The 26,176-nt window shown below is 49.1% G+C and carries 29 protein-coding genes, 1 tRNA gene and 1 pseudogene; 28 read left to right on the plus strand and 3 right to left on the minus strand.

Features of this window, described 5'->3' with window-relative positions; translation table 11 throughout:
• Positions 1–1,501, plus strand: a pseudogene (locus tag ABGT54_RS06235) (Na/Pi cotransporter family protein); the annotation flags it as partial.
• Here ABGT54_RS06235 and ABGT54_RS06240 read toward each other — a convergent pair.
• The gene (locus ABGT54_RS06240; protein ID WP_346663296.1) at positions 1,498–1,788 is read right to left on the minus strand and encodes a GNAT family acetyltransferase; all 291 of its coding nucleotides are present in this window, start codon (positions 1,786–1,788) and stop codon (positions 1,498–1,500) included. The pseudogene ABGT54_RS06235 and the gene ABGT54_RS06240 sit on opposite strands and share 4 nt — an antisense overlap.
• A gap of 185 nt (positions 1,789–1,973) precedes the next feature.
• Between ABGT54_RS06240 and ABGT54_RS06245 the strand changes: the two genes are divergently transcribed.
• From ABGT54_RS06245 to ABGT54_RS06255, 3 genes are all read left to right on the plus strand, one after another.
• The gene (locus ABGT54_RS06245; RefSeq protein WP_346663297.1) at positions 1,974–2,474 is read left to right on the plus strand and encodes a helix-turn-helix transcriptional regulator; all 501 of its coding nucleotides are present in this window, start codon (positions 1,974–1,976) and stop codon (positions 2,472–2,474) included.
• Positions 2,475–2,479: 5 nt separating this feature from the next.
• Complete coding sequence (locus tag ABGT54_RS06250; RefSeq protein WP_346663298.1) at positions 2,480–2,809, plus strand: OadG family protein; 330 nt, start codon at positions 2,480–2,482, stop codon at positions 2,807–2,809.
• Between the two features lie 102 nt (positions 2,810–2,911).
• Positions 2,912–2,982, plus strand: a tRNA-Gly gene (locus tag ABGT54_RS06255).
• Positions 2,983–3,084: 102 nt separating this feature from the next.
• Here ABGT54_RS06255 and ABGT54_RS06260 read toward each other — a convergent pair.
• On the minus strand, positions 3,085–3,348 hold the full coding sequence (locus ABGT54_RS06260) for a hypothetical protein (RefSeq protein WP_346663299.1): 264 nt from the start codon (positions 3,346–3,348) through the stop codon (positions 3,085–3,087).
• Positions 3,349–3,536: 188 nt separating this feature from the next.
• Between ABGT54_RS06260 and ABGT54_RS06265 the strand changes: the two genes are divergently transcribed.
• The 10 genes from ABGT54_RS06265 (at position 3,537) to ABGT54_RS06310 (ending at position 12,257) form a co-directional block, all read left to right on the plus strand.
• Entirely contained in the window at positions 3,537–4,061 is a 525-nt protein-coding gene (locus ABGT54_RS06265) for a cob(I)yrinic acid a,c-diamide adenosyltransferase (RefSeq protein ID WP_346663300.1), read from the plus strand.
• Positions 4,062–4,222: 161 nt separating this feature from the next.
• Positions 4,223–4,903, plus strand: coding sequence for a GTP pyrophosphokinase family protein (locus ABGT54_RS06270; protein ID WP_346663441.1), 681 nt, complete (start codon positions 4,223–4,225; stop codon positions 4,901–4,903).
• A gap of 113 nt (positions 4,904–5,016) precedes the next feature.
• Entirely contained in the window at positions 5,017–5,904 is an 888-nt protein-coding gene (locus tag ABGT54_RS06275; RefSeq protein ID WP_346663301.1) for a YitT family protein, read from the plus strand.
• A gap of 195 nt (positions 5,905–6,099) precedes the next feature.
• Complete coding sequence (locus ABGT54_RS06280; protein ID WP_346663302.1) at positions 6,100–7,032, plus strand: substrate-binding domain-containing protein; 933 nt, start codon at positions 6,100–6,102, stop codon at positions 7,030–7,032.
• 1 nt (position 7,033) lies between these two features.
• Entirely contained in the window at positions 7,034–7,912 is an 879-nt protein-coding gene (pstC, locus tag ABGT54_RS06285; RefSeq protein WP_346663303.1) for a phosphate ABC transporter permease subunit PstC, read from the plus strand.
• Between the two features lie 94 nt (positions 7,913–8,006).
• The gene (pstA, locus tag ABGT54_RS06290) at positions 8,007–8,798 is read left to right on the plus strand and encodes a phosphate ABC transporter permease PstA (protein ID WP_243416427.1); all 792 of its coding nucleotides are present in this window, start codon (positions 8,007–8,009) and stop codon (positions 8,796–8,798) included.
• Between the two features lie 12 nt (positions 8,799–8,810).
• Positions 8,811–9,560, plus strand: a complete 750-nt coding sequence (gene pstB, locus ABGT54_RS06295; protein ID WP_204908963.1) for a phosphate ABC transporter ATP-binding protein PstB — start codon at positions 8,811–8,813, stop codon at positions 9,558–9,560.
• A gap of 3 nt (positions 9,561–9,563) precedes the next feature.
• Positions 9,564–10,217, plus strand: coding sequence for a phosphate signaling complex protein PhoU (gene phoU / locus ABGT54_RS06300; protein ID WP_346663304.1), 654 nt, complete (start codon positions 9,564–9,566; stop codon positions 10,215–10,217).
• A 21-nt stretch (positions 10,218–10,238) separates the two neighbouring features.
• The gene (locus ABGT54_RS06305) at positions 10,239–10,913 is read left to right on the plus strand and encodes a response regulator transcription factor (RefSeq protein ID WP_204908961.1); all 675 of its coding nucleotides are present in this window, start codon (positions 10,239–10,241) and stop codon (positions 10,911–10,913) included.
• Positions 10,914–10,943: 30 nt separating this feature from the next.
• Positions 10,944–12,257, plus strand: coding sequence for an ATP-binding protein (locus tag ABGT54_RS06310; protein ID WP_346663442.1), 1,314 nt, complete (start codon positions 10,944–10,946; stop codon positions 12,255–12,257).
• Positions 12,258–12,284: 27 nt separating this feature from the next.
• On the opposite strand, the gene ABGT54_RS06315 is transcribed toward ABGT54_RS06310, so the two are convergent.
• Positions 12,285–12,566, minus strand: a complete 282-nt coding sequence (locus ABGT54_RS06315; RefSeq protein ID WP_346663305.1) for a helix-turn-helix transcriptional regulator — start codon at positions 12,564–12,566, stop codon at positions 12,285–12,287.
• Between the two features lie 217 nt (positions 12,567–12,783).
• Between ABGT54_RS06315 and ABGT54_RS06320 the strand changes: the two genes are divergently transcribed.
• The 14 genes from ABGT54_RS06320 (at position 12,784) to ABGT54_RS06385 (ending at position 26,166) form a co-directional block, all read left to right on the plus strand.
• Entirely contained in the window at positions 12,784–13,506 is a 723-nt protein-coding gene (locus tag ABGT54_RS06320) for a CpsB/CapC family capsule biosynthesis tyrosine phosphatase (protein ID WP_346663306.1), read from the plus strand.
• Between the two features lies 1 nt (position 13,507).
• Complete coding sequence (locus ABGT54_RS06325) at positions 13,508–14,281, plus strand: Wzz/FepE/Etk N-terminal domain-containing protein (protein ID WP_346663307.1); 774 nt, start codon at positions 13,508–13,510, stop codon at positions 14,279–14,281.
• Between the two features lie 34 nt (positions 14,282–14,315).
• Positions 14,316–15,002 carry a CpsD/CapB family tyrosine-protein kinase gene (locus ABGT54_RS06330; RefSeq protein ID WP_346663308.1) on the plus strand — a complete coding sequence of 229 codons (687 nt, stop codon included), beginning with the start codon at positions 14,316–14,318 and terminating at the stop codon, positions 15,000–15,002.
• 15 nt (positions 15,003–15,017) lie between these two features.
• Positions 15,018–15,737 (plus strand): immunoglobulin-like domain-containing protein, encoded by a 720-nt coding sequence (locus ABGT54_RS06335; RefSeq protein ID WP_346663309.1) that lies wholly within the window; start codon positions 15,018–15,020, stop codon positions 15,735–15,737.
• 16 nt (positions 15,738–15,753) lie between these two features.
• A complete protein-coding gene (locus ABGT54_RS06340; protein ID WP_346663310.1) occupies positions 15,754–17,208 on the plus strand; it encodes an LCP family protein in 1,455 nt (484 codons plus the stop codon).
• A 58-nt stretch (positions 17,209–17,266) separates the two neighbouring features.
• Positions 17,267–17,422 carry a hypothetical protein gene (locus tag ABGT54_RS06345; protein WP_346663311.1) on the plus strand — a complete coding sequence of 52 codons (156 nt, stop codon included), beginning with the start codon at positions 17,267–17,269 and terminating at the stop codon, positions 17,420–17,422.
• Positions 17,415–19,286 (plus strand): nucleoside-diphosphate sugar epimerase/dehydratase, encoded by a 1,872-nt coding sequence (locus ABGT54_RS06350; RefSeq protein WP_346663312.1) that lies wholly within the window; start codon positions 17,415–17,417, stop codon positions 19,284–19,286. The genes ABGT54_RS06345 and ABGT54_RS06350 overlap by 8 nt, the downstream gene beginning before the upstream one ends.
• A gap of 209 nt (positions 19,287–19,495) precedes the next feature.
• On the plus strand, positions 19,496–20,002 hold the full coding sequence (gene loaP / locus ABGT54_RS06355; protein WP_346663313.1) for an antiterminator LoaP: 507 nt from the start codon (positions 19,496–19,498) through the stop codon (positions 20,000–20,002).
• A gap of 144 nt (positions 20,003–20,146) precedes the next feature.
• A complete protein-coding gene (locus ABGT54_RS06360) occupies positions 20,147–21,352 on the plus strand; it encodes an aminotransferase class I/II-fold pyridoxal phosphate-dependent enzyme (protein WP_346663443.1) in 1,206 nt (401 codons plus the stop codon).
• Between the two features lie 26 nt (positions 21,353–21,378).
• A complete protein-coding gene (locus ABGT54_RS06365) occupies positions 21,379–22,683 on the plus strand; it encodes a 3-hydroxyacyl-CoA dehydrogenase family protein (protein ID WP_346663314.1) in 1,305 nt (434 codons plus the stop codon).
• Between the two features lie 2 nt (positions 22,684–22,685).
• Positions 22,686–23,936, plus strand: coding sequence for an acetyl-CoA acetyltransferase (locus ABGT54_RS06370; protein WP_346663315.1), 1,251 nt, complete (start codon positions 22,686–22,688; stop codon positions 23,934–23,936).
• A 3-nt stretch (positions 23,937–23,939) separates the two neighbouring features.
• Positions 23,940–24,824 (plus strand): DapH/DapD/GlmU-related protein, encoded by an 885-nt coding sequence (locus tag ABGT54_RS06375; RefSeq protein WP_346663316.1) that lies wholly within the window; start codon positions 23,940–23,942, stop codon positions 24,822–24,824.
• Between the two features lie 26 nt (positions 24,825–24,850).
• Positions 24,851–25,504, plus strand: a complete 654-nt coding sequence (locus ABGT54_RS06380; protein ID WP_346663317.1) for a sugar transferase — start codon at positions 24,851–24,853, stop codon at positions 25,502–25,504.
• Entirely contained in the window at positions 25,501–26,166 is a 666-nt protein-coding gene (locus ABGT54_RS06385; protein ID WP_346663318.1) for a PIG-L deacetylase family protein, read from the plus strand. The genes ABGT54_RS06380 and ABGT54_RS06385 overlap by 4 nt, the downstream gene beginning before the upstream one ends.
• The last annotated feature ends 10 nt before the right edge of the window (positions 26,167–26,176 follow it).

Raw genomic sequence — 26,176 nt, forward strand, 5'->3', positions numbered from 1 at the left:
ACACTAGAATCGCGTGTTGCCGGCATCACCGCCGTGATCCAGAGCTCTTCTGCCACCACAGTTATGGTGGTTGGTTTTGTCAATGCAAGTATCATGAATCTGACCCAGGCTATGGGCGTGATCATGGGAGCCAATATCGGTACCACTGTCACCGGCTGGCTGGTGTCTTCTGTGGAGTGGGCCGAATTTTTAAGTCCGGGCCAGACTTGCGCCCATCGCGGTGATGGCCGGTGTGATCCTGATGGCTGGTTGGAAAGCGCCGCTCTTCCAGGGAAATTGCCAGTATCATCGTAGGCTTTGGTCTTCTGTTTATCGGGATTACCACCATGTCCTCAGCTGTAGAGCCTTTGCAGGATTCCGAAAGCTTTACCAGCCTGTTTGTAACCCTTGGGAACAACCCGCTGCTTGGTATTCTTGCCGGCACGCTGGTTACCGCCATTATTCAGAGTTCCTCTGCATCCGTGGGGATCCTGCAGAGTCTGGCGGCGGCAGGTCTGGTGCCCTTCAGCGCGGCGATCTACATTATCATGGGACAGAACATCGGTACCTGTGTTACCGCGATCCTGTCAAGCCTTGGAGCAAAGCGGACGGCAAAGACCGCGGCTCTGATGCACCTGCTGTTCAACATCATAGGAACCATTATTTTTCAGCACCCTTGCCATCCTTTATTTCCAGATCTTCCAGCCGGTATGGGCGGACGGCCTGATCAATCAGACCCAGATCAGTGTGGTTCACACAGCATTTAACATCTGTACCACGGTCCCTCCTCTTCCCGGTATCTGACTGGATCATCAAGCTGGCCAAAAAAATCGGCCGCGTGGAAGAGAGCGAGAAGGACGAAAGCCAGGTACAGCTGGACGAGCGTGTACTGCAGACTCCCGGCCTTGCGCTTCAGTCTACGGTCAATGAAGTGGCCCGTATGGGTAAGATCGTGGAAGATTCCCTGGTTGGGCAAAAGATGTGCTGTTTACCTTAAAAGAAAGCGATATCCAGTTCCTGAAGGAAGAAGAAGCCACGGTAGACCGGCTGAGCGCCGGCATCACCAACTATGCCATTAAACTGGGCGCTTTGCAGATCAGCGAAAAAGAGCATCAGGACATCGCGCATCTGCTTCAGATCATTTCCGATATGGAGAGGATCAGCGACTACTGCGAAAATATATCTGAATTTGCAGAGACCCTTCACGAGAAAAAGGCCTCATTTTCAGAGATCGGCACAGAACAGATCAAAGAAATGCTGGAGGTCTGCACAGACAGCTAATCGGTATGCGCTTAAGGCATTTGTGGACAAAGATCATGCCATGGCGCTCAAAGTCATTGAAAAAGAGACCCAGGCAGACAACCTGGAGATCAGCCTGCGGAATAAGCACATCAAACGGCTGGCCAGCAATCAGTGTCAGGCAGAAGCCGGCGTGGTATATCTGGATACTCTGGTCTGCCTGGAGAGAATCTCAGACCATGCCCGCAACATTGCGGAGGAAGTGCTGGAAAAGAACGCTTAAAGGATCAGATGCATCCGGTCCTCCCGGCGCCGGTTCCAGAAGGCCTGTTGTTCGGTATAGGACTGTTCGATCCAGGCGAGGGCTTCTGCAAGCCCGTCCTGTGTAAAAGGAAATTCTTTCTGGATCTTATCCTCATCCGGAGTCCGTTCAAAAGACCAGGGCTCCGGATAGAGGAATACAGTAAGGACGTCGTCCTTTGCGCGCAGATAATAGCGCATACCCTGATGAGAACCGGAGAACGGTTCTTTTTTTAATGCGTTTACATTTAAGCCGATGGCAGAAATCATAGGAATACCTCCTTTTTGTTTCCGGATAAAAAACCTGTCATTGTAACTAAATGTACCACGAAATGCGGGGGATTGCAAAGACTGCAAAAATATTTGCGGAAGTTCCAGGCTTATTTGCTGGAAATACCGGATACAGTTATGCTATGCTAAATAAAAGAAAACACGGCGCAGAAGGGAAGCAGAGCATGGATAAACATATGTTGGGAGAGCGGCTGATCCGACTCCGCAAGAAAAATGGATACAGTCAGCAGGAAGTGGCTGAAAAAATAAACGTCACCAGGCAGACCATTTCCAACTGGGAAACAGGTCAGGGCGCGCCTCCTCTTGACAAGGCGGCAGAGCTGGCGTGGCTTTACGGGATCAGTCTTGACGAGCTTGCAGGGCTTGCAGGGCTGCAAAAGGATCTTTTCCTGGAACAGCCGGAAAAAGATCTGCACGTTCTGCGAAAATTAGAAGGCAGATCCTGCCGCCTGGAATTTGCCGACGAGGAATCTGCTGTGATGGATGCAGTGATAGACGGACTGATCGGAAATGGGGACGTGCAGTTTTTGGAAGCCGGAAATGTGTGGAGCAAAATCTCCTATGAAAGAAACAAAGATGGGAAATTATTTCAGAAGGAAACCGTAACAAGGCAGATCGAGACCCGGCTGCTGACCGGAGCGGCCATGGAGGTAGAGGGAGAATGAACAACATGACAGTTTTTTTGTTTCTTGCAATCATATGCCTGGGATTTGCCGTCTACGGGCTGGTCACTTATCTGGAAAAACGGGAAGAAAAAAAGAAAAATCCGGCAGAAGATCCGGGGGAGAGCTGGGGAGCGGTCCTGCCGGAATACCTGGGAAGGACGATAGAGATCACTGTAAAAACCCCCATGTTTTCTATTGATATCATCCACAGCCAGAAAGGAATCTTAACGGATCTGGATGAGGAATGGATGGAACTGGAATGTATGGAAAAAAAGAAGAAGGTGCAAAAGATCCTGCGGATAGATCAGATCAGCGCAGTAAAAGAAATCCGCTGAGAAGTTCCGGGAGAACTTCGATGAGAAATTGATGAGAAATCGATGAGAAATCTGCTGATTGTATTTGCTTTTTTGGGGCAAATGTATTATAATATTTTTCATGCAGATGTAGTTCATCGGTAGAACACCAGCTTCCCAAGCTGGGGAGGCGGGTTCGACTCCCGTCATCTGCTCTTAAAAAGTCCCGTATTTACGGGACTTTTTCATATCCGGTCATCCAAAGGCCGTCAAAGAAGTTATCAAAGAAGGCGTCAATAAAAAATGGCGCGCCCATGTTATTCTTCAATGACCTGGATCTCCAGGTAATCAAAATCAATGGAATCTACAAAATGGTCCTGGGTGAAACGGGCTTTGGAATGTCTCTGAAATTCTTCGATCGTGGAATCCAGCCAGATCGGCTTGCTCAAGTCAAATTCATAGCAGATCTCATCCAGAGCGCGAAAGACCTTATGGGTCCGGGTGTCGTCGGAATCATCACAGACGACCGTATCCCGAAGCAGCCGGTTTTCTTTAAATTCTTTTCCCCATAAACGAAACATACACATCCTCCTTCTGTGAAGCTATCCGGATAATCACAGTATAGGAAGTTTGGGAGAGCATGTAAAGCCCAATTTTTGACAGATTAAAACTTTACTATATAATTTCTTCTTATTATAATAGATTCTGGGAAGAAAGAAAAAGAAACGCAAAGACATTTTTGCAATGGGAAAGAGCAGGAGGAAGAGATATGCTGGGAACCGGGAGGATCCATCTATATTACGGAGACGGAAAAGGAAAGACAACGGCGGCAGTGGGACAGGTGATCCGCGCGGCAGGCGCGGGCCTTCAGGTGCTGGTGTTTCAGTTCTTAAAAGATAATACTTCCAGCGAGCGTAAAGTTCTGGAGCAGATGAATACGGTGACCTGTCTGCCGGGAAGGGAGCAGATCAAGTTCGTCAGCCATATGAACAGCCGGGAAAAGACGGAGCTTCGGCATTATAACAACAAAGCGCTGGACGAGATCGTCAAATTCTGTTCGCCTTTTGACCTCCTTTTCCTGGATGAAGCGCTCTGCGCCGTGCAGCTTGGGGTCTTAAGCGAAGAAAAGCTGGTAAGCTTCCTGGAGCACAAGCCAAGAGGGCTGGAGGTCATCCTGACCGGACATACGGTATCGGACCGGATCCTGAAAACAGCGGACTACGCCACCCTCATGACCAAGATCAGACATCCCTACGACAAAGGAATATCCGCCCGGGAGGGAATTGAATATTAGTGCAACAAAGGACGGATATATTTATAAAATAAGTATGAAAACCATGACACATATATGCGCGTGTGGTATACTAATCGCATGTGATGCGATTAGCTCCTGCTTGGCGGGGAAGTGAAAGGAATCGCATGTGATGTATGGTAGAGGAGAGATGATCAGTGAGCCTGGAAAATGCGATCAAGAACTATGAAGATGTGGATAGCTGGAAGACCATAATGTTTCTGTATACTTCGGCGTTAAAGGAGATCGGAACCAAGCTGGAGATCTTAAACGACGAATTTCAGCATGTCCATCAGTACAATCCTATAGAGCATATCAAGACGCGGATCAAGACTCCGGAGAGTATTGTAAAGAAGCTGCGGAAGAACGGATATGAGATTTCCATTGAAAATATGGTGAAATATGTCAATGATATCGCCGGGGTACGGCTGATCTGTTCTTTTACGTCAGACATTTACCAGCTGGCCGAGATGATCGGAAATCAGAGCGATCTGAAGGTGCTTTCGATCAAAGATTACATAAAAAACCCAAAAGAGAGCGGTTATAAGAGCTACCATATGCTGGTGTCTGTGCCGATTTTTCTGTCAGACAGCGTGGTGGACACCAAAGTAGAGATCCAGATCCGGACCATTGCCATGGATTTTTGGGCAAGTCTGGAACATAAGATTTACTACAAATTTGAGGGCAACGCTCCAGAGTATATCAGCCGGGATCTGCGGGAATGTGCGGAGATGGTATCGTCTCTGGACGAAAAGATGCTGTCCCTGAACGAGGCGATCCAGAAATGTCTGGAGGAGCAGGAGTCGGAAAAGAAAAAGCTAAGAAGACGGCATGTCAGTCAGTAGAGACCTGGCGCAGCGAACAGTCAGAACAAGGAATCAGGAAGAAAAACCCGGGGAGGAATCCGGGAAAGGAATCCGGGAAAGAATGAGGAATCGGGAAGAGAAAGGGAAGAGACATGTGGAAAAATTTAGATGCTAAGAGAAAAACCGGGCTGATCCAGGCATTATATTCCCTGGTGGGAAGCCTGCTGTTTGCATTGGGAGTCAATCTGATCATTGTACCCTTAAGCCTCTACAACGGAGGCTTTATGGGTATCGCGCAGCTGATCCGGACGTTCATCGTTGATTTCCTGCATGTACCTGTGCCGGCAGGCACCGATCTTGCCGGTACCATTTACTTCATTATGAATATTCCGCTGTTTTACCTGGGATATCGGGTCATGGGGCGTCCTTTTGCCGTAAAAACCCTGATAACCGTAGCCATCCAGAGTATTTTTATGATGCTGGTGCCGATCCCTTCCGAGCCCATCATCAGCGATTATCTGACCGCCTGTATCACCGGCGGCATCGTAGCGGGAACCGGAACCGGCCTGATCCTAAGAGGCAGAAGCTCCGGCGGCGGCCAGGACATCATCGGCGTATGCTGCTCCAAAAAATGGCCCAATTTCAGCGTGGGCAAGATCAACATTCTGATGAATTTTATGGTATACGGCATCTGTCTCTTCCTATTTAATATAGAGATCGTGGTATACTCCCTGATCTACGCGACAGTACTCTCCATCGCCATCGACAGGGTACATATCCAGAACATCAACACCAGCGTTATGATCTTCACCAAAAAAACCGGCATCTCCAAAGCCATCATGGAACAGACCGGCCGGGGCGTCACCAATTGGGACGGAGAAGGCGCATACACCAATAAGACATCTTATATCCTCTTCGTCATGATCTCCAAGTACGAAGTCAACCAGATCAAACAGATCGTACACAGCATCGATCCACACGCATTCATGATCTTTACCGAAGGATGCTCGGTAGACGGCAACTTTGAAAAGCGGCTGTGATCCATTCGGGTACAGGGTAAAATTCAAAAAGGTACAGGGCAAAACGCAATTTGGGACGTAGACCTTTGCAAAAGGTCTACGTCCCATTTTACATAAATTTAACATTCAGCCCGTTTCAGATTTTACATTCCTTTCGTATGATGTGTCTTGTGAAGAAGCTAAACAAATTCTAAAACGACAAAGGAGATTAGGATTATGAAATTGAAAAAGTTTATTGCAGTTATGGCAGCACTTGGTATGGTTGCAAGCATGGCAGTCGGATGCGGTGGTTCTTCTGAGGAAGATACTTCTGCGGAAGGCACAGATGCAGCGGCTGAAGGAGAAGCAAGCGGAGACTGGGATTCCAGCATGGACATTACCATCGTTTCCCGTGAGGACGGATCCGGTACCAGAGGCGCGTTCATCGAGCTGTTCGGCATTGAAGAGGAAGTGAACGGCGAGAAGGTGGACATGACCACAGAGGGCGCGCAGATCACCAACAGTACTTCTGTTATGATGACGACTGTGGCCGGCGATGAATATGCCATCGGCTATGTTTCTCTTGGAACTCTGGACGACAGCGTAAAGGCTCTGAAGATCGACGGCGCAGAGGCAACTGCGGACAACATCAAGAGCGGTGACTACAAAGTATCCCGTCCGTTCAACATTGCCACAAAGTCCGACCTCAACAATCCGGTGGCAGATGACTTTATCACATTTATCATGAGCCAGGAAGGACAGGAAGTGGTAACTGCAGAAGGCTATATCCCGCTTGACGGAGCAGAAGCATACGCAGGCGAGGCTCCGGAAGGAAAAGCAGTGGTAGGCGGATCTTCTTCTGTATCTCCTCTGATGGAGAAACTGATCGAAGCTTACGCAGAGGTAAATCCGAACGCAGAGATCGAGCTTCAGACCACAGATTCGACCACAGGTATGGAGTCTGCCATCAGCGGAGCTTATGATATCGGCATGGCTTCCAGAGAAGTCAAGGATGAAGAGATCGCAGGCGGCCTGGAGGCACAGGTGATCGCAACCGACGGTATCGCAGTTGTTGTCAACAACAATAACCCGACAGACGAACTTAGCAGCGACCAGGTAAAATCCATCTACACTGGCGAAGCACTTACATGGGATGAGGTAGTAGAGTAATATGAAATCAAATGCATGGACTGAAAAATTCATGCGGGGAGTGTTCTTCATTGCCGCCTGCGCTTCGGTGCTGGCGGTAGCTCTCATTTGCTTCTTCTTATTTGCAAATGGTCTCCCTGCCATGTCAGAGATCGGATTCGTGGAATTCCTGACCGGCACCATGTGGAAGCCGAACAATGACATTTACGGGATCCTCCCGATGATCGTAGGCAGCCTGTACGTAACAGCGGGCGCCATCGTCATCGGCGTCCCGATCGGCATCCTGACCGCCGTATTCATGGCGTTCTACTGTCCGAAACAGATATACAAACCACTGAAAACCGCCACTGAACTTCTGGCCGGCATTCCTTCCGTTGTGTATGGTTTCTTCGGCCTGGTGGTGCTGGTGCCGCTAGTGCGCCAGCTGGGCAGAGATCTGGGATTCGGAGGAAATGGAAGCAGCATGCTGACCGCTTCATTAATCCTGGGAATGATGATCCTGCCTACCATTATCGGGCTGACCGAATCCGCCCTGCGGGCCGTGCCGGGCCAGTATTATGAAGGCGCGGTAGCCCTGGGCGCCACCCACGAACGGGCCATCTTCCGGGTCGTTCTCCCGGCGGCCAAATCCGGTACCGTAGCAGCCATCGTTCTTGGCGTAGGCCGCGCCATCGGCGAGACCATGGCCGTCATCATGGTGGCCGGCAACCAGACCTGGATGCCCCAGGGACTTTTCAAAGGCGTCCGGACACTGACCGCAAACATCGTGATTGAGATGGGATATGCCACAGATCTCCACAGAGAGGCGCTGATCGCCACAGGCGTGGTGCTGTTCGTATTCATCCTGATCATCAATTTCTGCGTAGCACTACTGAACAGGGGGGACAAGAGCCGTGAGTAATACAACCAAAGACAGCCGCCGCCCGGCCAGCAACGAAGTTACGCTGGGACAGAAGCTGAAAAGTTATACCAGAACTCCGGGATCATTGATCGTCATGCTCCTGGTCATGTTAGCAGCGATCATCACATTTGCAGTGTTGATCTTCCTGATCGCCTACATCCTGATCCACGGCGTGCCGTATATTCAGCCGTCACTCTTTTCCCTGGAGTACTCCTCGGAAAATGCATCGCTGATGCCGGCGCTTGCCAATACCGTGATCATGACCGCATTGTCACTGGTGATCGCCGTTCCATTCGGAATCTTTTCTGCCATCTTCCTGGTAGAATATGCAAAACGTGGAAATAAGTTCGTAGAAGTGATCCGTCTGACCACGGAGACGCTGCAGGGAATCCCGTCCATCGTATACGGACTGTTCGGAATGTTGTTCTTTGTAACGACCTGTGGATGGGGCTTCTCCATCCTGGCCGGCGCCTTTACCCTGTCCATCATGGTGCTCCCGCTGATCATGCGAAGCACTGAGGAGGCCTTAAAGGCTGTGCCGGATTCTTACCGGGAAGGAAGTTTCGGACTGGGTGCAGGAAAACTGCGTACCGTATTCCGCATCGTACTGCCGTCTGCAGTGCCTGGTATCCTGGCCGGCGTCATCCTGGCCATCGGCCGTATCGTAGGAGAGACAGCGGCGCTGATCTATACGGCGGGAACCGTAGCTGACTTCCCAAGCAGCGTATTAAGCTCCGGACGTACCCTGGCGGTCCACATGTACAACCTGGCAAGTGAAGGTCTGTACATGGATCAGGCCTATGCAACCGCAGTCATCCTGCTGGTGCTGGTGGTAGGGATCAATACCCTGTCCGGCGTTGTGGCAAAGAGATTAACGAAAGCGTAGAGAGGAAGAACCATGTCAAAAATAAGCATTAAGAATCTGGATTTGTATTACAGCGACTTCAAGGCGCTCAAAGACGTAAATCTGGAGATCGAAGAGCATAAGATCACAGCATTTATCGGGCCTTCCGGATGCGGAAAGTCCACACTGTTAAAATCCATCAACCGGATGAACGATCTGGTGGAAGGCTGCCGCATTGAAGGCGATATCCTTCTGGACGGAAAAGATATTTTCAAAGAAATTGACGTCAACCTGTTAAGAAAACGGGTGGGAATGGTATTCCAGAAACCCAATCCGTTTCCCATGAGCATTTACGATAACATCGCCTACGGTCCCAGGACCCACGGCATCCACTCCAAGGCAAAGCTGGACGAGATCGTGGAGAAGTCTTTACGCGACGCGGCCATCTGGGACGAGTGCAAGGACCGGCTGAAAAAAAGCGCCCTTGGCATGTCCGGCGGGCAGCAGCAGAGACTCTGCATTGCCAGAGCCCTGGCCGTACAGCCGGAAGTCCTTCTGATGGACGAACCTACCTCGGCCCTTGACCCCATCTCCACATCCAAGATCGAAGACCTTGCGATGGAGCTGAAAAAAGATTATACTATTGTCATGGTAACGCACAACATGCAGCAGGCAGTCCGTGTGTCCGACAATACCGCCTTCTTCCTTCTGGGCGAAGTGGTAGAGTATAATGACACAGAAAAATTATTCTCCATACCGTCAGATAAGAGAACAGAAGATTATATCACAGGGAGGTTCGGTTAAATTATGCGTAATAAATTTGATATGCAGCTGGGCTTGTTAAATGAACAGCTGATCCACATGGGAGAATTGTGCGAGCTGGCCATCAACCGAGCCACCAAGGCTCTGCAGAAAGGCAGCATCGAAGAGGCAAAGCATGTGATCGACGCCGATCAGGAGATCGATCAGATGGAAAAGGACATCGAGAGACTGTGCTTAAAGCTTCTCCTGCAGCAGCAGCCGGTGGCAAGAGATCTTCGCCAGATCTCCGCGGCTCTTAAGATGATCACGGATATGGAGCGGATCGGCGATCAGGCAAGCGACATCGCCGAGATCATTATTTCCGAGAAAAAATCCGAAGTACCGGATCTGAAGAAGATCGGAGCCATGTCGGAAGCTGTGGCAAAGATGGTAAGAGACAGCGTAACTTCTTATGTAGAAAAAGATCTGGAGCTTTGCCGTAAGGTGATGGGAGCAGACGATGATGTGGATCTGATGTTTGAGGATACCAAGAGAGAACTGATCGAGTCTATCGCAGAAAATAAAGGCGACCAGGGAAAAGAAGCCATCGACCTTATCATGGCTGCCAAATACCTGGAGCGTATCGGAGACCACGCCACCAATATCGCGGAGTGGGTGGAATTCTCCATCACAGGCATCCACAAGGACAGCCAGGTATAGAGTAGAACAAGGAGAAACCAAATGATATTTTGTGTAGAAGATGACAGCAACATCCGGGAACTTGTCGTATACACACTGGAAACCACGGGCTTTAAGGCGCGTGGTTTTGAGGATGGAAAAGAATTTTTAGAAGCCCTGGCTCTGGAGACCCCGGAGCTGGTGCTGATGGATATCATGCTCCCCGGCGAGGACGGACTGGAGCTTCTTGGGCGGTTAAAATCTTCCCCCAAGACCCGGGAGATCCCGGTGATCATGGTGACCGCAAAAGGCGCGGAATACGATAAGGTCAAAGGCCTGGACTTAGGAGCCGACGACTACGTGACCAAACCCTTTGGCATGATGGAACTGGTCTCCAGGATCAAGGCGGTCTTAAGGCGCACCAAAAAAGAGTCCCAGGATCCCCAGGATGTGATCCGCGCAGGCGGCATCGAGATCAACACCAGAAAACACGAGGTCACAGCCGATGGAGAAGTGGTAAACCTGACCCTCAAAGAATACGAGCTGCTAAAGCGGCTGATGAAGAACCGGGGCATTGTCATGACCAGAGACTGCCTTCTGGAAGACATCTGGGGCTATGACTTTGACGGCGAGACCCGCACCGTAGACGTCCACGTGCGGACCCTGCGCCAGAAGCTTGGAAGCTGCGGGGAAATGATCGAGACCGTCCGGGGCGTGGGCTACCGGATGAGCGAATAAAAGAGACGAACAGGAGAACAGCGGATGAGGCTGCAGACAAAAATCCAGAAAAATATGATACTGATCATCCTGGTCACCCTGGCCATCGCCTACGCCGTGACCACACTGCTGGTCTACCGCCAGACGGTAGACGTGATGGAAAAGGAAGTGCGTCAGGAAGCCGGTTACATCCGGGCTGCCATCGAGATCAGCGGGCAGGGCTATCTGACAGAGCTGGACGCCGCAGATAAAGACACCCGGATCACCTTGATCACAGAGCAGGGAGAGGTCCTTTATGATTCCGACCAGGCCTATGAGGCGGATCTGGAAAATCACGCCGGCAGGCCGGAGGTCAGGGAAGCCATCCGGGACGGTACGGGCAGCAACGTGCGCCGCTCCGACACCCTGAATGAAGAAATGTACTACTACGCCGTGCAGCTTTCTGACGGCAGCATCCTGCGGGTCTCCAAGACCATGGACACGGCCTTCCGGACCGCTGTGGAGGTCCTGCCCGGCATGGGCGTGATCGGCGTCTGTATGCTGGTTCTTGCCGCCCTTCTTTCCAGGTGGCAGGTCAGAAGACTGATCCGGCCCATCAATGAACTGGACTTAAATATTCCTTTGGAGAATGAGATGTATGAGGAATTAACGCCATTGCTGAAAAGAATCGATGAACAGAACAAACAAAAAGACGCCATTGCGGATATGCGAAAAGAGTTTTCCGCCAATGTATCCCATGAGCTGAAGACTCCCCTGACTTCCATTTCCGGCTATGCGGAGATCATGAAGAACGGACTGGTAAAACCGGAGGATATGAAAGGCTTTGCGGAACGCATTTACAACGAGGCCAGTCGTCTGATCACTCTGGTGGAGGACATCATCAAACTGTCCAAGCTGGACGAAGGAGAGATCGAGATAGAAAAAGAAGATGTGGATCTCTATGATCTGACCCGGAAGATCGTCAGCCGCCTGTCTCCACAGGCAGAGAGACGGGCCGTACATGTGGAAGTTACCGGAGAAAATGTGATCTATCACGGCGTGCGCCAGATCCTGGACGAGATGGTATACAATATCTGTGAAAACGCTATCAAATACAACCGCCGGGGCGGATCGGTCAGCGTCTGGGTGGGGGATACCCTCCAGGGAAAGAAGATCATCGTCACAGACACCGGTATCGGCATCCCGGAAGATCAGCAGGATCGGATCTTTGAGCGGTTCTACCGGGTAGACAAAAGCCATTCCAAAGAAACCGGAGGCACCGGCCTGGGCTTGTCTATCGTCAAACACGGCGCCATCATGCACGGCGCCCGCATCCAGGTAGAGAGCAAGGTGGGGAAAGGCACCCGCATGGAGCTGATCTTCTAAGATCCTATATCTTAAAAACTTAACAGATTAATGACCAGAGCGGAAGTATTGAACCAGTTCAAAGACCAGCTGATACTCCCGCTCTGTGATTCCGGAGGTGTCAATGGTGCTGCCGGATTCTACTCCGAGCAGATAATCTGTGGAGACATGAAACAGACGGGAAAGTTCTACCAGATAAAGGGTAGAAGGGCAGGAAAATCCCATTTCCCAGGCATTGACACTGCTGCGCGAAATATTCAGTTTTTTAGCCAGGTCCGCCTGCGTCATCTGGCAGGCGTTTCGTAAATGTTTGATTCGATCGCCGATCATGCAAACTCTCCTCTTATTTATTCCCTTGTATCGTAAAATAATTATCGTGACATTGCATTATCAAAAAGATGGTTTAAATTGACAACAGTACCAATAAATGATAAAATCAGTTTGCATTTATGGAATTGACTTTCTGGTATGCGAGTGGTAATATGAGTTAAGTGTAAAGAACAGCCGCCCGGAGAAGCCGGGTAAAAAAGGCAGGAGAAGAACCAGTATGGACTGTATAGATATGCATTGCCACATATTGCCGGGAGTCGACGACGGTGCAAAAGATGTGGACGAAATGAAAGAAATGCTGAAAATTGCATACAGTGAGGGAATCCGCTGCATCATAGCCACTCCACATCATCACCCCAGACGCGGAAAAGAACCACCGGAAGTGTTGCGGAGACAGGCTGCCATATTGCGGGACGCCGCTCACGAAATCGACGAACATTTCCGTATATATCTTGGGACGGAAATTTTTTTTGGTCAGGACATTCCGGACAAGCTGAAGGAAGGACGGGTTCTGACAATGAACCGGCGCAACTATGTGCTGGTGGAGTTTTCACCCTCGGAACCATTTGCTTATATCAAGCAGAGCCTGCAACAGCTGCAGATGGAAGGATACGAAGTGATCCTGGCTCACGCAGAGCGCTACAGCTGCCTGACTGACTCGCCGGAGCTGGCCGAGCAGATCGGAGATATGGGGATACTGATCCAGGTCAATGCAGGAAGTATCACCGGAGACAGCGGACGCAAGGTCAAAAAATTTGTCAAATATCTGATGGATGAAGACCTTGTTTTTTGTGTGGGTACAGACGCCCACAGCTGCAGGACGCGGGCGCCCCGTATGCGGAAGGCTTCCGAACATGTCAGAAAAAAATACGGCGACGAATACGCCAGAAAAATATTTTACGATAACGCAAAGAAGATGCTGAGGAAGGAAATAGAGTAAGATGAATCAAGAAAGATTAATGACTCAGGAAATGGACAATGACGAAATCACCATAGATCTGACAGAGCTGTTTATCGCTCTGTGGTCAAAGCTGCACATCATACTGATGGCAGGTGTGCTGGGGGCGCTGATCGCCTTTGTGGGGACCAATCTTCTGATCACCCCCATGTATACATCAGAAACCAAGGTGTATGTGTTAAGCCGCTCTGACAGCAATGCGGGCGTTACATATAACGACTTGCAGACCGGTACACAGCTGACCCAGGACTACATGGAACTGGTGACCAGCCGGCCGGTCCTGGAGCAGGTGATCGCAGTGCTGAACCTGGATATGGAGCCGGAAGATCTTCAGGATATGATCTCTGTAGAGACGCCGGAGGGTACCCGTATCCTGAATATCAGCGTAGAGAGTGAAGATCCCAAAGAAGCCAAGGAGATCGCGGACGCAGTCCGGGATTCCGTCAGCATCCAGATCACGGAGATTATGGACGCAGACGCCGTAAATACGGTGGAGGAAGGAAACCTTCCTTCCACTCCCTCTTCTCCGAGCCTGCCCAGAAACATTGCCATCGGCGCGCTGCTGGGACTGGTGCTTGCCATGGGCGTGATCGTGCTGATCTTTGTGCTGGACGACACCATCAAGACGCCGGACGACGTTGAACATTATCTGGGATTAAATACCCTGACCTCCATACCTCTTAGCGAGGGCGTGAAGAAGGGCAAGAAAGTCAAAAGGATCCCGGAAAAACAGATGATGAGAAATCTGAAGAGATAGACCAGAGGAATGTTGGATAAAGGAGATACTATAGATGCAGGAAATTGAATTAAACAACCTGACCAAAGACTATCGGAGCAATGAGGCCTATAAGACCCTCCGGACCAATATCGAGTTTTCCGGATCAGACAAGCAGGTGATCGTATTCACCAGCTGTACGCCGGACGAAGGAAAGAGTACGGTGTCCCTGTCGCTTGCGGCGTCGCTGGCAGAGGGAGAGAAAAAGGTGCTCTTCATAGACGCGGATCTTCGGAAGTCCGTGATCATCGGACGCCACAAGATCACGGGAAAGCTGAATGGCTTAAGCCATTTCCTTTCCGGGCAGGCAGAGTTAAAGGATGTGGTCTGCAAGACCCAGACACCGGGACTGTCCGTGATCCTGGCAGGCGTGGTGCCGCCCAACCCGGCGGAACTTCTTGGCAATCACCGGTTTGAGGCGATGCTGGACGGGGCCAGACAGGCCTATGATTATGTGATCATTGACGCGCCTCCGCTTGGAAGCGTCATCGACGCGGCGATCATCGCCAAGCACTGCGACGCGTCCGTGCTGGTCATCGCGGCGTCCACCATCAGCTATAAATTCGCCCGCACAGTGAAGGATCAGCTGGAAAAAGCCGGATGCCCGATCCTGGGAGTGGTGCTGAACAAAGTTAATATGAAACAGAACAAGTATTACGGAAAATATTATGGAAAATACTATGGGTCCTACGGGGAAGAATAGGAGAGGACAGTAAGGATGAAACAGCGGTTAGTAATCCTGGCTCTGGCGGCAGGCTGCCTGATCTTTGCAGTGGCCGGAGCGCTGGTGTATATGGGGCGCGACAGACAGGCGCCGGAGATAACAGTAAAAAAAGCAGATATCAGCTATACCGAGGGAGAAGACTACTCGGTACTGATGGAAGGCGTAACAGCTGAGGATAACAAAGACGGAGATCTGACGGATCAGGTATTTGTCGACCGGATCCAGCAGACCGGGGAGAACAGTGCCATCGTCTATTATGGCGTAATGGACAAAAGCAACAACGTAGGTACAGGAAAGCGTACCATCGAGTATTATCCGGCCAGCGGCACAGATCAGACTCAGACAGATGGTCAGACGGAGCAGGACGCACAGGCAGAGCAGGAAGCTCTTGCCCAGCAGCAACAGCAGGAAGCCCTTGCCCAGCAGCAACAGCAGCAACAGCAGGAGCAGCCGCTGCAGCCGAACGGACAGCGTCCGGCGCTGGCTCTTACCGCGACAGAGACGACCATTCCGGTGGGGACTTCTTTTGATCCCATGAGCGTGGTCAAAGACGCTGTGGACGATGTGGACAGCCGGGATACCCTGTATCAGCGCATCAGCGCCAACGGCATCTACGACACCAATGTGCCGGGAACTTATGTGATCCAGTACTTTGTGACCGATACCTCCGGAAACACCTCCGATCCGCTGAACTTTACGCTGATCGTACAATAGAAAAGGAAGAGTGAAGATGGAACATCAGCATTCACATGCGTCAAAGAACCAGTCGAAAAAAAGTAAGAATAACAATATGCCGGGTAAGCTGATCACCATGATCCAGCTGATCCTGTCCGCCGCATTCCTGATCATTCTCTGGAACAGCGGCATGCTGCCGGGGCTCTACCTGGCGCTGCTTGGCGGAGGTCTGTTTCTGCTTTTCGCCGTCACCTTCTGCCTGCAGTATGTAAAGAATAAATCCAAATATCTGGGCATGGTGATCAGTATCCTGGTCAGTATCGTACTGGCAATAGGAATCGTTTATTTCCTAAGGGTGCAAAAAACCATGGAAGAAGTGGGAGGCGCCACTTATAAGACCGATAATATGATCGTTGTCGTAAAGGCCAGCGATCCTGCGGAAAGCATTCTGGATGCAGGCAACTACCGCTTCGGCTACCAGACCGCTACAGATCAGAAAAATAATCAGATGATGATGGACGATGTGGAAAAGGTGGTCGGAAGAGAACTGAATCTGACCGAGTATGGAACCGTGACCGACCTGGCAAACGCACTGTTGTCCGGTCAGGTGGAGGCTGCCATCTATAACGAGGCATTCAACGGCATCATCGAGGAAAGCATTGAAGGCTATACCGATCAGATCAAGATTCTGTACCAGTACGGGATCGAGACGCCGATCGAACAGGAAGAAACCAATGTAGAAGAACCGTTTAATGTATACATCAGCGGAATAGACGTGTCCGGACCGATTACCACCAACAGCCGCAGCGACGTCAATATCATTATGACGGTGAATCCGAACACCAAGAAGATCCTGCTCACCACAACGCCCAGAGATTATTATGTGACCATCCCGGGCATCTCCGGTGAACAGCGGGACAAGCTGACCCATGCCGGTATCTACGGAGTAGACGCATCCATGGCTACCCTGGAGAACCTGTACGGCATTGACATCAGCTACTATGCAAGAGTCAACTTTACATCCCTTATTACCATTGTGGACGCCCTGGGCGGCGTGGATGTAAATTCCGAATACGCGTTCAGCGCGGGCGGTTATGATTTCAAGCAGGGAATCAACAGCCTGGACGGGAAGGCTGCGCTGGCCTTCTCCAGAGAACGCTACAGCTTCCAGAGCGGAGACAATCAGAGAGGAAAGAACCAGGAAGCGGTCCTGACCGCCATCCTGCAAAAGGCCATGTCTCCGGCCATCCTGACCAGCGCGAATCAGGTCCTGGCAGAGGTTAGCAGTTGTGTGCAGACCAACATGACGCAGGACGAAATGGCCAAATTCATCAACATGCAGCTGTCTGACGGCGCGTCTTGGACCATCGAGTCCGCGGCAGTGTCAGGCACAGGAGACAGCCAGGCCTGCTATTCTTCCGGAGCACAGCTTCTCTATGTGATGTGGCCGGACGAGGCCATCGTCGGAGATCTCTCCAGACGAATGAACCAGGTACTGGAAGGAAACTAAGGTTTCTCTGTAAGTTATAGTAAGGATAAATTGCGCGAAGAAGAAAAGAGGAAACACTATGGAACACATTGGACTTGCACTGGCATCGGTCGCTATGATCGATCCCGGAAGGGCGTTGGCAGCAGCGGCAGGAGCATTGATCGTTGGGGGGATCATCTTCCTGAAAAGAAACAGCCGGAACATCCAGGAAAGGCTTAGGAAGAATCATGGCTAAGCAGATAGGGAGACCAGAATTTACCTGGGTACACAAGGCATTCCTGATCGCATTTCTGGACTGCCTGATCATCCTGGTATCCTATATGATGGCCTTGATTCTAAGGTTTGACTTCCTGTATTCCCTTATCCCCAGAGAGTACCTGGAAGGGTATATGTGGTCCATGCCTTACTGGATCGCCTCGACGATCGTGGTATTCTACGGCTGCAAGCTGTATCACAGCGTCTGGCGTCTGGCCAGCATCTCGGAGCTACAGATGTGCATCGTCGCATATATCATCCTGATCCCGGTCTACGGGATCGGCATGTTCTTTATGAAGCTGCATATGCCAAGATCCTACTTTTTCATAGGATATCTGCTGTCCTTTATGCTGACTACAGGCATGCGGTTTTCCTTCCGTTTCTTAAGGTTCTACCTGGGCAAACGGGAAGGAGCGGAAAAAGATCAGGACCGTATCATGATCATCGGAGCCGGCACAGCCGGACAGGCGGTGATCAAGGAGCTGATCAATAACCAGGCATTCCATACCAGGATCTGCTGCGCCATTGACGACAATCCCAACAAATGGGGGCGTGTGCTGGAAGGCGTGCCGATCGTGGGAGACCGGAACGATATCCTGGAAGCCGCAAAGAAATACAATATCAACCGGATCATCTATGCGATCCCGGCCACGACCGGGAAGAACCGCAAGGATATCCTGAATATCTGTAAAGAGACGAACTGCAGGCTGCAGACCGTGCCAAGCGTGGCGCAGCTGGTCAATGAAGAGGTCAGCGTCACCAGACTTCGGGACGTAGAGATCACCGACCTTCTGGGAAGAGCCCAGGTTAAGGTCAACAACAGCGAGATCTTCAAGGCGCTGCACGACAAGGTGATCATGGTCACCGGAGGAGGCGGGTCCATCGGCAGCGAGCTGTGCAGACAGATCGCAAAGGCCGGACCAAAGCAGCTGATCATCTTTGATATCTATGAAAATAATGCTTATGCCATCCAGCAGGAGCTGAAGCGGAAATATCCGGATCTCCGGCTGGAGACGCTGATCGGCTCGGTGCGGAACACCAACCGGATCAACAGCGTGATCGAAAAGTACAGGCCCGAGGTGCTGTATCATGCGGCTGCCCACAAGCATGTGCCGCTGATGGAGGACAGCCCCAATGAGGCCATCAAAAATAATGTGGAGGGCACTTATAAGGTAGCCCAGGCCGCGGCAAAATATGGAGTGAAGAAGTTTGTGCTGATCTCCACTGACAAAGCCGTCAACCCTACCAACATCATGGGAGCTTCCAAGCGTCTCTGTGAGATGGTGGTGCAGATGATGAACCGGCAGTCACCGGGCACAGACTTTGTGGCAGTGCGGTTCGGCAACGTACTGGGAAGCAATGGCAGCGTGATCCCGCTGTTTAAAAAACAGATTGCGGAAGGCGGGCCGGTGACAGTGACGGATAAGAATATCATCCGCTACTTTATGACTATTCCGGAGGCCGTGTCTCTGGTACTCCAGGCGTCCTACTATGCCAAAGGCGGAGAGATCTTTGTCCTGGATATGGGAGAACCTGTCAAGATCGACGACATGGCAAGAAATCTGATCCGCCTGTCCGGCTATACGCCGGATGTGGACATCCCCATCGTCTATACCGGGCTGCGTCCGGGAGAAAAGCTCTATGAAGAGCTGTTGATGGACGAAGAGGGAATGAAAGAGACGGAAAACGAGCTGATCTTCATCGGACAGCCCATCAAGATGGATGATGAAGACTTTAAGAAAAAACTGGAACTGTTAGACCAGGAGAGCAGAAAAGAATCCGGAAGGATCAAGGAGATCGTGGCTGAAATCGTGCCCACCTACCATCCGGATCTGGGGCGCTAAAGAAGACAGGAGCTTCAGAAGAAAAGAACTTTCCAGGTTTCCAATCGTCGCTTTGCCGCGTTGGAAACCAGTAAGGGTTATAAGGGTATGCATCGCAGTTTGAGCCTGCTGTATCCGAAAAGCCGTCAAAAGGCAGAGGATACAACAGGGTCAAAATGGCGAAGCATACCCTTTTCTCATTTTAGAAGGCAAAGCAGAAAGGACTGCTTATGTGGTATGTGATCCAGGTGAGATCAGGTACAGAAGAGGAGATCCAGAGACAATGCGAAACTGTCATTGATAAAGAGATACTGGAACGAGCCTTCGTTCCCTACAGTGAACAGGAACGAAAGTACCAGGGAGAATGGCACCGGGAATACAAAGTGCTTTTTCCTGGCTATGTATTTCTGGTCAGCAAAGATAAGGCGGAACTTTTCTATCAGTTAAAGCGGGTGATCGGTCTGACAAAACTCCTGGGTACAGGAGATGAGATCGTACCCCTAAGCGAAGACGAGATCCGGTTCCTGACTGCTTTTGGCCGGGAAGACCAGGTGGTGGAGATGTCGGAAGGCTTCATAGAAAACGACCGGGTAGTGATCACCAGCGGCCCCTTGCAGGGGAATGAAGGGCTGATCCGGAAAATAGACCGGCACAAACGCAAGGCTTATCTGGAGATCGACATGTTCGGCCGGAAGCTAAAGACGCAGGTGGGGCTGGAGATCGTAAGGAAACAATAAATCAAGTATCAAAGACAATAAGAAAAATAAGAGCCTGAATCCAGGCTCTTATTTTTGTGGAAATCAGTCGAAATAGAGAGGTGTCTGAACGTGGAATACAACAAAGAAGCTTTTGCAAATAAAGTATGGCTTGCCAGTCCGACCATGCACGGGCCGGAGCTGGAATATGTGAAGAAAGCCTACGAGACTAACTGGATGTCTACGGTAGGAGAAAATATCAACGAGACTGAGCGCATGATCTGCGAGAAGGTGGGATGCGGATACGCGGTGGCTCTGTCTGCCGGTACAGCCGCCCTCCATATGGCGGTGAAACTGGCAGGCGTGCAGCCGGGCGAAAGAGTATTCTGTTCAGATATGACCTTTGATGCCACGGTCAATCCGGTGGTTTACGAAGGAGGAGTGCCGGTATTCATCGACACCGAGTATGATACCTGGAATATGGATCCGGTGGCCCTGGAGAAAGCATTTGAGCTTTACCCGGACGTTAAAGTGGTGGTAGTGGCCCATCTCTACGGTACACCGGGCAAAGTAGACGAAATAAAGGAAATCTGCGACCGGCACGGCGCGGTCATCATTGAGGATGCGGCTGAATCGCTGGGGGCTTCCTACAAAAGCGTGCAGACAGGCACCTTTGGAACTTATAACTGCATCTCCTTTAACGGCAATAAGATCATCACCGGTTCTGCCGGCGGTATGCTGCTGACGGATGATGAGGAAGCCGCCAATAAGGTGCGGAAATGGTCCACACAGTCCAGGGAAAACGCGCCCTGGTACCAGCATGAGGAACTGGGCTACAACTATCGGATGAGCAATGTGATTGCTGGTGTGGTGCGGGGACAGATTCCTTATCTGGAAGAGCACATCGCTCAGAAAAAAGCCATTTATGAAAGATACAAAGAAGGATTCAAAGATCTGCCGGTGCAGATGAATCCCTATGACGCGAAAAACAGCGAGCCCAACTTCTGGCTGTCCTGCCTGCTCATTGAGCCGGAAGGCATGTGCCGTCAGGAGCGGGGAGAGCAGGAGGCTCTGTATATCAGCGAGCCGGGGAAATCCTGCCCCACAGAGATCCTGGAGACACTGGCGTCTTATAACGCAGAGGGAAGACCGATCTGGAAGCCCATGCACATGCAGCCGATCTACCGGATGAACGGGTTTGTGACCAGGGAAGGAAACGGAAGGGCAAAGACCAACGCTTATATCAGAGGCGGGGCTGTGGGCAAAGACGGAAAACCGCTGGATGTGGGAATGGATATCTTCCAGAGAGGACTGTGCCTCCCCAGTGACAACAAGATGACGGCGGAAGAGCAGGAGAAGATTATAGAGATTATCAGAAGGTGTTTTAAATAAATTTGAATATTAGAGGAGTAAAAATGATGAACATACAAACGGTTACTGTTATCGGTGCAACTGGTACGATGGGCGCAAACATTGCGGGGATTTTTGCGTCCTTTGGAAATGCAAAGGTATACTGTATTGGTCGTGATATAGAAAAAGTAAAAAGGACTATCCCCAGGATTGTAAAGTCCGTAAGGGCTGATGCAATCGCGAAAAATTTGATTCCTGCTGATTTTTCCATGCTTGAAAAAAGTGTTGCTGACAGTGATCTGATTTTTGAAAGCTGTGCAGAAGATATGCGGGTCAAAACAGAGATTGCGACCAGGGTTGGAAAAGTTATGAAACCTTATGCCATTTCTGGAACCGGATCTTCCGGTTTATCCATAAACACTATTGCAGAGTGCTATCCGGAAGAATTGCGAGGCAGGTTTTTCGGGATACACATGTTTAATCCGCCTTACACTCTCCAACTTTGCGAGCTGACGCCTACGCAATATGGAGACAGGCAACTGACAGCAGAACTTACGGAATATTTGAATAGCAAGCTGCACAGAACAGTTGTTGAGGTGAAAGACTCTCCGGCGTTTCTTGGGAACCGTATAGGTTTCCAGTTTATCAACGAAGCGCTTCTGTATGCGGAGAAGTATAAGGATAATGGCGGAATTGATTACATTGATGCAATTCTCGGTTCATTCACAGGGCGCACAATGGCCCCTCTTATTACGTCGGATTTTGTAGGACTTGATGTTCACAAGGCAATAGTGGATAACATCTATAAAAACACAGATGATTACGCACATAACACTTTTGTGTTGCCAATGTTTGTAGACAAGTTGGTAGAAGAAGGAAAAATGGGACGCAAGAGTGGCGGCGGCTTATATCAGCTGGTACGTTATGATAATGGATTTAAGCGTCAGACAGTATTGGATATCAACACAGGCATGTACCGCGATGTGATCCCGTATGTGTTCCCATTTGCTGACAAGATGAAGAAATACTTCGCAGAGGGCGATTATCAGAAAGCCTTTGGACAGTTGGTGAATAACCATAGTCAGGAGGCAGATATCTGCCGTCATTTCCTGCTGAACTATATTTTGTACTCACTATATGCGGCAAAAGAGGTTGGCTATACGATTGAGGCGGCAGACGATGTGATGGCTACCGGATTTAACTGGTGTCCGCCATTGGCAATGTATCAGGCGTTGTCCAAAGTCGCAGATGTGCCAGCATTGATTCGTGAAAATCTGGCTGATGTTTGTAAGCAGATAAATACTGATGAGCTTCTTGAAGAGGTGAAACCATCGAAATATGACTACAGGCTGTATTTTAAATCTGGGAGGTAAGCATGAATAAAGTATATATTTTGGGCGGAGCACAGACGGATTTCGAGCGTAATTGGACAAAAGAAGGAAAAGGCATGGTGGCGCTTCTTAAAGAGATTATGGCTGATGGACTCAGGGAATCCGGACTGTCCTTTGATGATATAGAAGAGCTAAACAAGGACAACCGTGTCTCTTGCTTTGTTGGTAACTTTATAGCAGAGAAATACACAGAACAGGGTCATTTGGGAGCATTTCTAACCGAGGTTAATGAGTCTTTTTATGGTGTTCCATCGGCAAGGTACGAGGCTGCTTGCGCTAGTTCTTCAGTAGCAATAGATGCGGCTGCTACAAAGATAAGAGCCGGCGAATATGACGTTGCTGTTGTAGTTGGATGGGAGCTTATGAAAACAGTTGATTCTGCAGTTGGCGGAGATTTTCTCGGAAGGGCGGCTTATTACGAAAAAGAAGGGAAAGGTGTCAGTCTGCCATTTCCGAAGCTGTTCGGAAAACTTGCGGACGAGACGTTGAAGAAGTATCCAGAACTGGATGAAAAGAGGTATCTGGATGCACTGGCAAAGATCAGCGTGATCAACTACAGCAACGCAAAAAGGAATCCTTTGGCTCAAACCAGAAAATGGTTCATGAGTTACGAACAGGCAAGTACGAGAGGTACAGATACAAACCCTATTGTGGGTGGAAAACTTGCCGTATCTGATTGTTCACAGGTTACTGACGGTGCGGCAGTTGTTGTACTGTGCAGTGAGAAATTTATAAATGAACGTGGAATTGAGAGTAAACCGATCCTCAAAGGTTATGGTCACAGAGTTGCGCCGCTGTTGTTTGAAAAGAAGATGGCTGATAACCGGGACTCTGAATACCTTCTTCCTTGGACGAGGCAGGCTGTGTTGGATGCTTACAGAAGATCGGGACTGAGAGTTGATGATATTGATGTGTTTGAAACGCATGATTGCTTCACAAGTTCTGAATATGCTGCGATAAGTGCATTCGGTATTACAGAGCCGGGGAGAGAATACGAAGCTGTAGAAAGCGGAATGATTGCCTTTGGCGGGGAAAAACCGATTAATCCCAGCGGCGGTCTTATTGGATGTGGACATCCGGTTGGGGCATCTGGTGCAAGAATGCTGTTGGATCTGTACAAGCAGGTAACAGGAACTGCAGGCGCATATCAGGTACAGGGCGCAAAGAATGCCATGATGCTGAACATCGGCGGAAGTGCTACAACAAATTATGTATTCGTGATTGGGGCGGAGTAAAAAATGAAAGAGTATTTTAAAGTATGTGTGAGTAAATATGTCAGTGAAAAGGATTTTGAGGTTGTTAGACCGGCATCACTTAATAATCCTAAGGATAATGCTGTGATGTTTATTATTACAAACCGTATGGATGAAGTCTCTGCCTTTAATAAATGTCGTAATTGTCTTATTTTTTGGCCGAAAGATGTCCAAATTTTGGATGAATGTAAGATAAGGCATGCGGTTTATGTTTGTGAAGATCCACATAAGGAATATTGCAGATTCTTCTTTGATAATAAAATTACATACCCTCCTGCAGTCGAAATGTTTGAGATGGTAAATGGCGCTTATATTTGTAAAAACGCTAAGATAGGAGAGAATTGTCACATTTTTCCTGGAGCATATATTGGTGGAGACGTAGAAATAGGAGATAATTGCTATATTGGATCAGGAGTTCGTCTTATGGGAGAAATCCATATCGGAAATAATGTTGAAATTCGAGAAAATTCTGTTATTGGCGCAGATGGATTATCTACTGACCGTGATGAAGAGGGTAGAGCTCTTACTATGCCGCAGTTTGGAGGCGTTATAATTGAAGATGATGTAAAGATTGGTGCATTAACAGTAATTGCTAGAGGCGCCATAGATTATACAATTCTAAAGCGCGGTACAAAAATAGATAATAGTACATTTATTTCGCATAATGTTGTTGTAGGAGAGGATACTTTTATAGTTGGAGAATCCATTATGTTTGGTAGCTCATCTACAGGGAAACAAGTGTTTATTTCTGGAAACAGTACGGTTCGGGATGGAAGGCATATCGGAGACAAAGCGACAGTTGGTATGGGTGCTGTGGTAGTAAAAAATGTTGGACATGGAGCGATAGTGAAGGGGAATCCGGCCAAATAGTTATTTTGAGGAGCAGGTAAAAACATATGGAAGCAATACCAAATGTCAGACATACGGTTTATACAAAATATATAAAAAGAATGCTTGATATTGTACTTAGCGGGGTAGCAATTCTTATACTTAGTCCATTATTCTTGGTCATTTCTGTTTTGGAGTTGCTTATACATGGTCGACCTATAATGTATATTCAAGAGAGACCGGGGCTTCACGGTAAAATTTTTAGAGTTTATAAATTCCGCTCCATGACGAACGAAAAAGATGAGGATGGAGTTTTATTACCTGAAGATGAACGGGTAACAAAATTTGGAAAATTAATCCGAAGATTATCGCTTGACGAGTTGCCGGAATTGTTTTGCATTTTTACAGGCAAGATGAGTATTATTGGGCCAAGACCACTCTTGGTTAAATATTTGCCATTTTATACGAAGCGTCATATGATGCGACATGAGGTAAGACCAGGCTTTGCATGTGTTCCCCTAAAGCCGGTGAAAACGTGGTCATGGAATGATCAGTTTGAAAATGATATTTGGTATATCGAAAATTGTAGCTTTTGGGTTGATGTAAAAGAGATATTTGCTGTTTTGCATGAAGCTGTTGAAGGAGCAGAATATAGGGTGAGCGGTAATAGAGCTGAATTCAACGGGGAAAATCTATATACAGATGTAAAGGAGAAAGCATGAATATTTTAATTATAGCTCCGCATCCGGATGATGAGGTTTTAGGATGTGGAGGCACGATAGCTAAGCATGTGCAAGAAGGCGATGACGTATATGTTGCTATAGTGACAAAAGGGCGTGCGCCCTTGTTTTCTGATGAATCAGTGGAGCAGGTGAGAAATGAATGTAGAAAAGCAGATGAATATTTAGGAGTAAAAAAGACAATCTTCATGGATTTTCCGGCTTCAATGCTAGAGGAAGTACCAAGATATGAATTGAATGAAGCATTTATAAATCTTGTACAGGAAATTAGACCGGATATTTTATATCTTCCACACAGGGGTGACATGCAATTAGATCATAAAATAACGGTTGATGCCACAATGGTCGCATTACGGCCTAAATATAATCATGTGGTAAAAAGGGTATATGCGTATGAGACTTTATCGGAAACAGGGTGGGATATTCCCAATGTTGAAAACGAGTTTATACCCACGAGTTATAACGAAATAGAAGATTTCATTGGTAAGAAGATTGAAGCAATGCAAATGTTTAAATCGCAGATTGCAGAATATCCAAATCCAAGATCCATAGAAAGCATACAGGCATTAGCAGTATACCGCGGAACTATGGTAGGTGTCAGAATGGCAGAGGCGTTTATTGTTATCAGAGAAATCAGAAATTAGATTTAGGTAA

This window comes from uncultured Merdimonas sp. (assembly GCF_963929015.1).
Lineage (GTDB): Bacteria > Bacillota > Clostridia > Lachnospirales > Lachnospiraceae > Merdimonas.

What these genes read in the sequence shown, in the direction of transcription:
- ABGT54_RS06280 (WP_346663302.1), top strand. Translation starts at nt 6,100, where the DNA reads ATGAAATTGAAAAAGTTTATTGCAGTTATGGCAGCACTTGGTATGGTT.
- pstA (WP_243416427.1), top strand. Translation starts at nt 8,007, where the DNA reads ATGCTCCTGGTCATGTTAGCAGCGATCATCACATTTGCAGTGTTGATC.
- loaP (WP_346663313.1), top strand. Translation starts at nt 19,496, where the DNA reads ATGTGGTATGTGATCCAGGTGAGATCAGGTACAGAAGAGGAGATCCAG.
- ABGT54_RS06260 (WP_346663299.1), bottom strand. Translation starts at nt 3,348, where the DNA reads ATGTTTCGTTTATGGGGAAAAGAATTTAAAGAAAACCGGCTGCTTCGG.
- phoU (WP_346663304.1), top strand. Translation starts at nt 9,564, where the DNA reads ATGCGTAATAAATTTGATATGCAGCTGGGCTTGTTAAATGAACAGCTG.
- ABGT54_RS06315 (WP_346663305.1), bottom strand. Translation starts at nt 12,566, where the DNA reads ATGATCGGCGATCGAATCAAACATTTACGAAACGCCTGCCAGATGACG.
- pstC (WP_346663303.1), top strand. Translation starts at nt 7,034, where the DNA reads ATGAAATCAAATGCATGGACTGAAAAATTCATGCGGGGAGTGTTCTTC.
- ABGT54_RS06335 (WP_346663309.1), top strand. Translation starts at nt 15,018, where the DNA reads ATGAAACAGCGGTTAGTAATCCTGGCTCTGGCGGCAGGCTGCCTGATC.
- ABGT54_RS06375 (WP_346663316.1), top strand. Translation starts at nt 23,940, where the DNA reads ATGAAAGAGTATTTTAAAGTATGTGTGAGTAAATATGTCAGTGAAAAG.
- ABGT54_RS06330 (WP_346663308.1), top strand. Translation starts at nt 14,316, where the DNA reads ATGCAGGAAATTGAATTAAACAACCTGACCAAAGACTATCGGAGCAAT.
- ABGT54_RS06385 (WP_346663318.1), top strand. Translation starts at nt 25,501, where the DNA reads ATGAATATTTTAATTATAGCTCCGCATCCGGATGATGAGGTTTTAGGA.
- ABGT54_RS06250 (WP_346663298.1), top strand. Translation starts at nt 2,480, where the DNA reads ATGACAGTTTTTTTGTTTCTTGCAATCATATGCCTGGGATTTGCCGTC.
- ABGT54_RS06265 (WP_346663300.1), top strand. Translation starts at nt 3,537, where the DNA reads ATGCTGGGAACCGGGAGGATCCATCTATATTACGGAGACGGAAAAGGA.
- ABGT54_RS06360 (WP_346663443.1), top strand. Translation starts at nt 20,147, where the DNA reads ATGCACGGGCCGGAGCTGGAATATGTGAAGAAAGCCTACGAGACTAAC.
- ABGT54_RS06305 (WP_204908961.1), top strand. Translation starts at nt 10,239, where the DNA reads ATGATATTTTGTGTAGAAGATGACAGCAACATCCGGGAACTTGTCGTA.
- ABGT54_RS06370 (WP_346663315.1), top strand. Translation starts at nt 22,686, where the DNA reads ATGAATAAAGTATATATTTTGGGCGGAGCACAGACGGATTTCGAGCGT.
- ABGT54_RS06345 (WP_346663311.1), top strand. Translation starts at nt 17,267, where the DNA reads ATGGAACACATTGGACTTGCACTGGCATCGGTCGCTATGATCGATCCC.
- ABGT54_RS06240 (WP_346663296.1), bottom strand. Translation starts at nt 1,788, where the DNA reads ATGATTTCTGCCATCGGCTTAAATGTAAACGCATTAAAAAAAGAACCG.
- ABGT54_RS06325 (WP_346663307.1), top strand. Translation starts at nt 13,508, where the DNA reads ATGAATCAAGAAAGATTAATGACTCAGGAAATGGACAATGACGAAATC.
- ABGT54_RS06340 (WP_346663310.1), top strand. Translation starts at nt 15,754, where the DNA reads ATGGAACATCAGCATTCACATGCGTCAAAGAACCAGTCGAAAAAAAGT.
- ABGT54_RS06350 (WP_346663312.1), top strand. Translation starts at nt 17,415, where the DNA reads ATGGCTAAGCAGATAGGGAGACCAGAATTTACCTGGGTACACAAGGCA.
- pstB (WP_204908963.1), top strand. Translation starts at nt 8,811, where the DNA reads ATGTCAAAAATAAGCATTAAGAATCTGGATTTGTATTACAGCGACTTC.
- ABGT54_RS06320 (WP_346663306.1), top strand. Translation starts at nt 12,784, where the DNA reads ATGGACTGTATAGATATGCATTGCCACATATTGCCGGGAGTCGACGAC.
- ABGT54_RS06245 (WP_346663297.1), top strand. Translation starts at nt 1,974, where the DNA reads ATGGATAAACATATGTTGGGAGAGCGGCTGATCCGACTCCGCAAGAAA.
- ABGT54_RS06365 (WP_346663314.1), top strand. Translation starts at nt 21,379, where the DNA reads ATGAACATACAAACGGTTACTGTTATCGGTGCAACTGGTACGATGGGC.
- ABGT54_RS06380 (WP_346663317.1), top strand. Translation starts at nt 24,851, where the DNA reads ATGGAAGCAATACCAAATGTCAGACATACGGTTTATACAAAATATATA.
- ABGT54_RS06275 (WP_346663301.1), top strand. Translation starts at nt 5,017, where the DNA reads ATGTGGAAAAATTTAGATGCTAAGAGAAAAACCGGGCTGATCCAGGCA.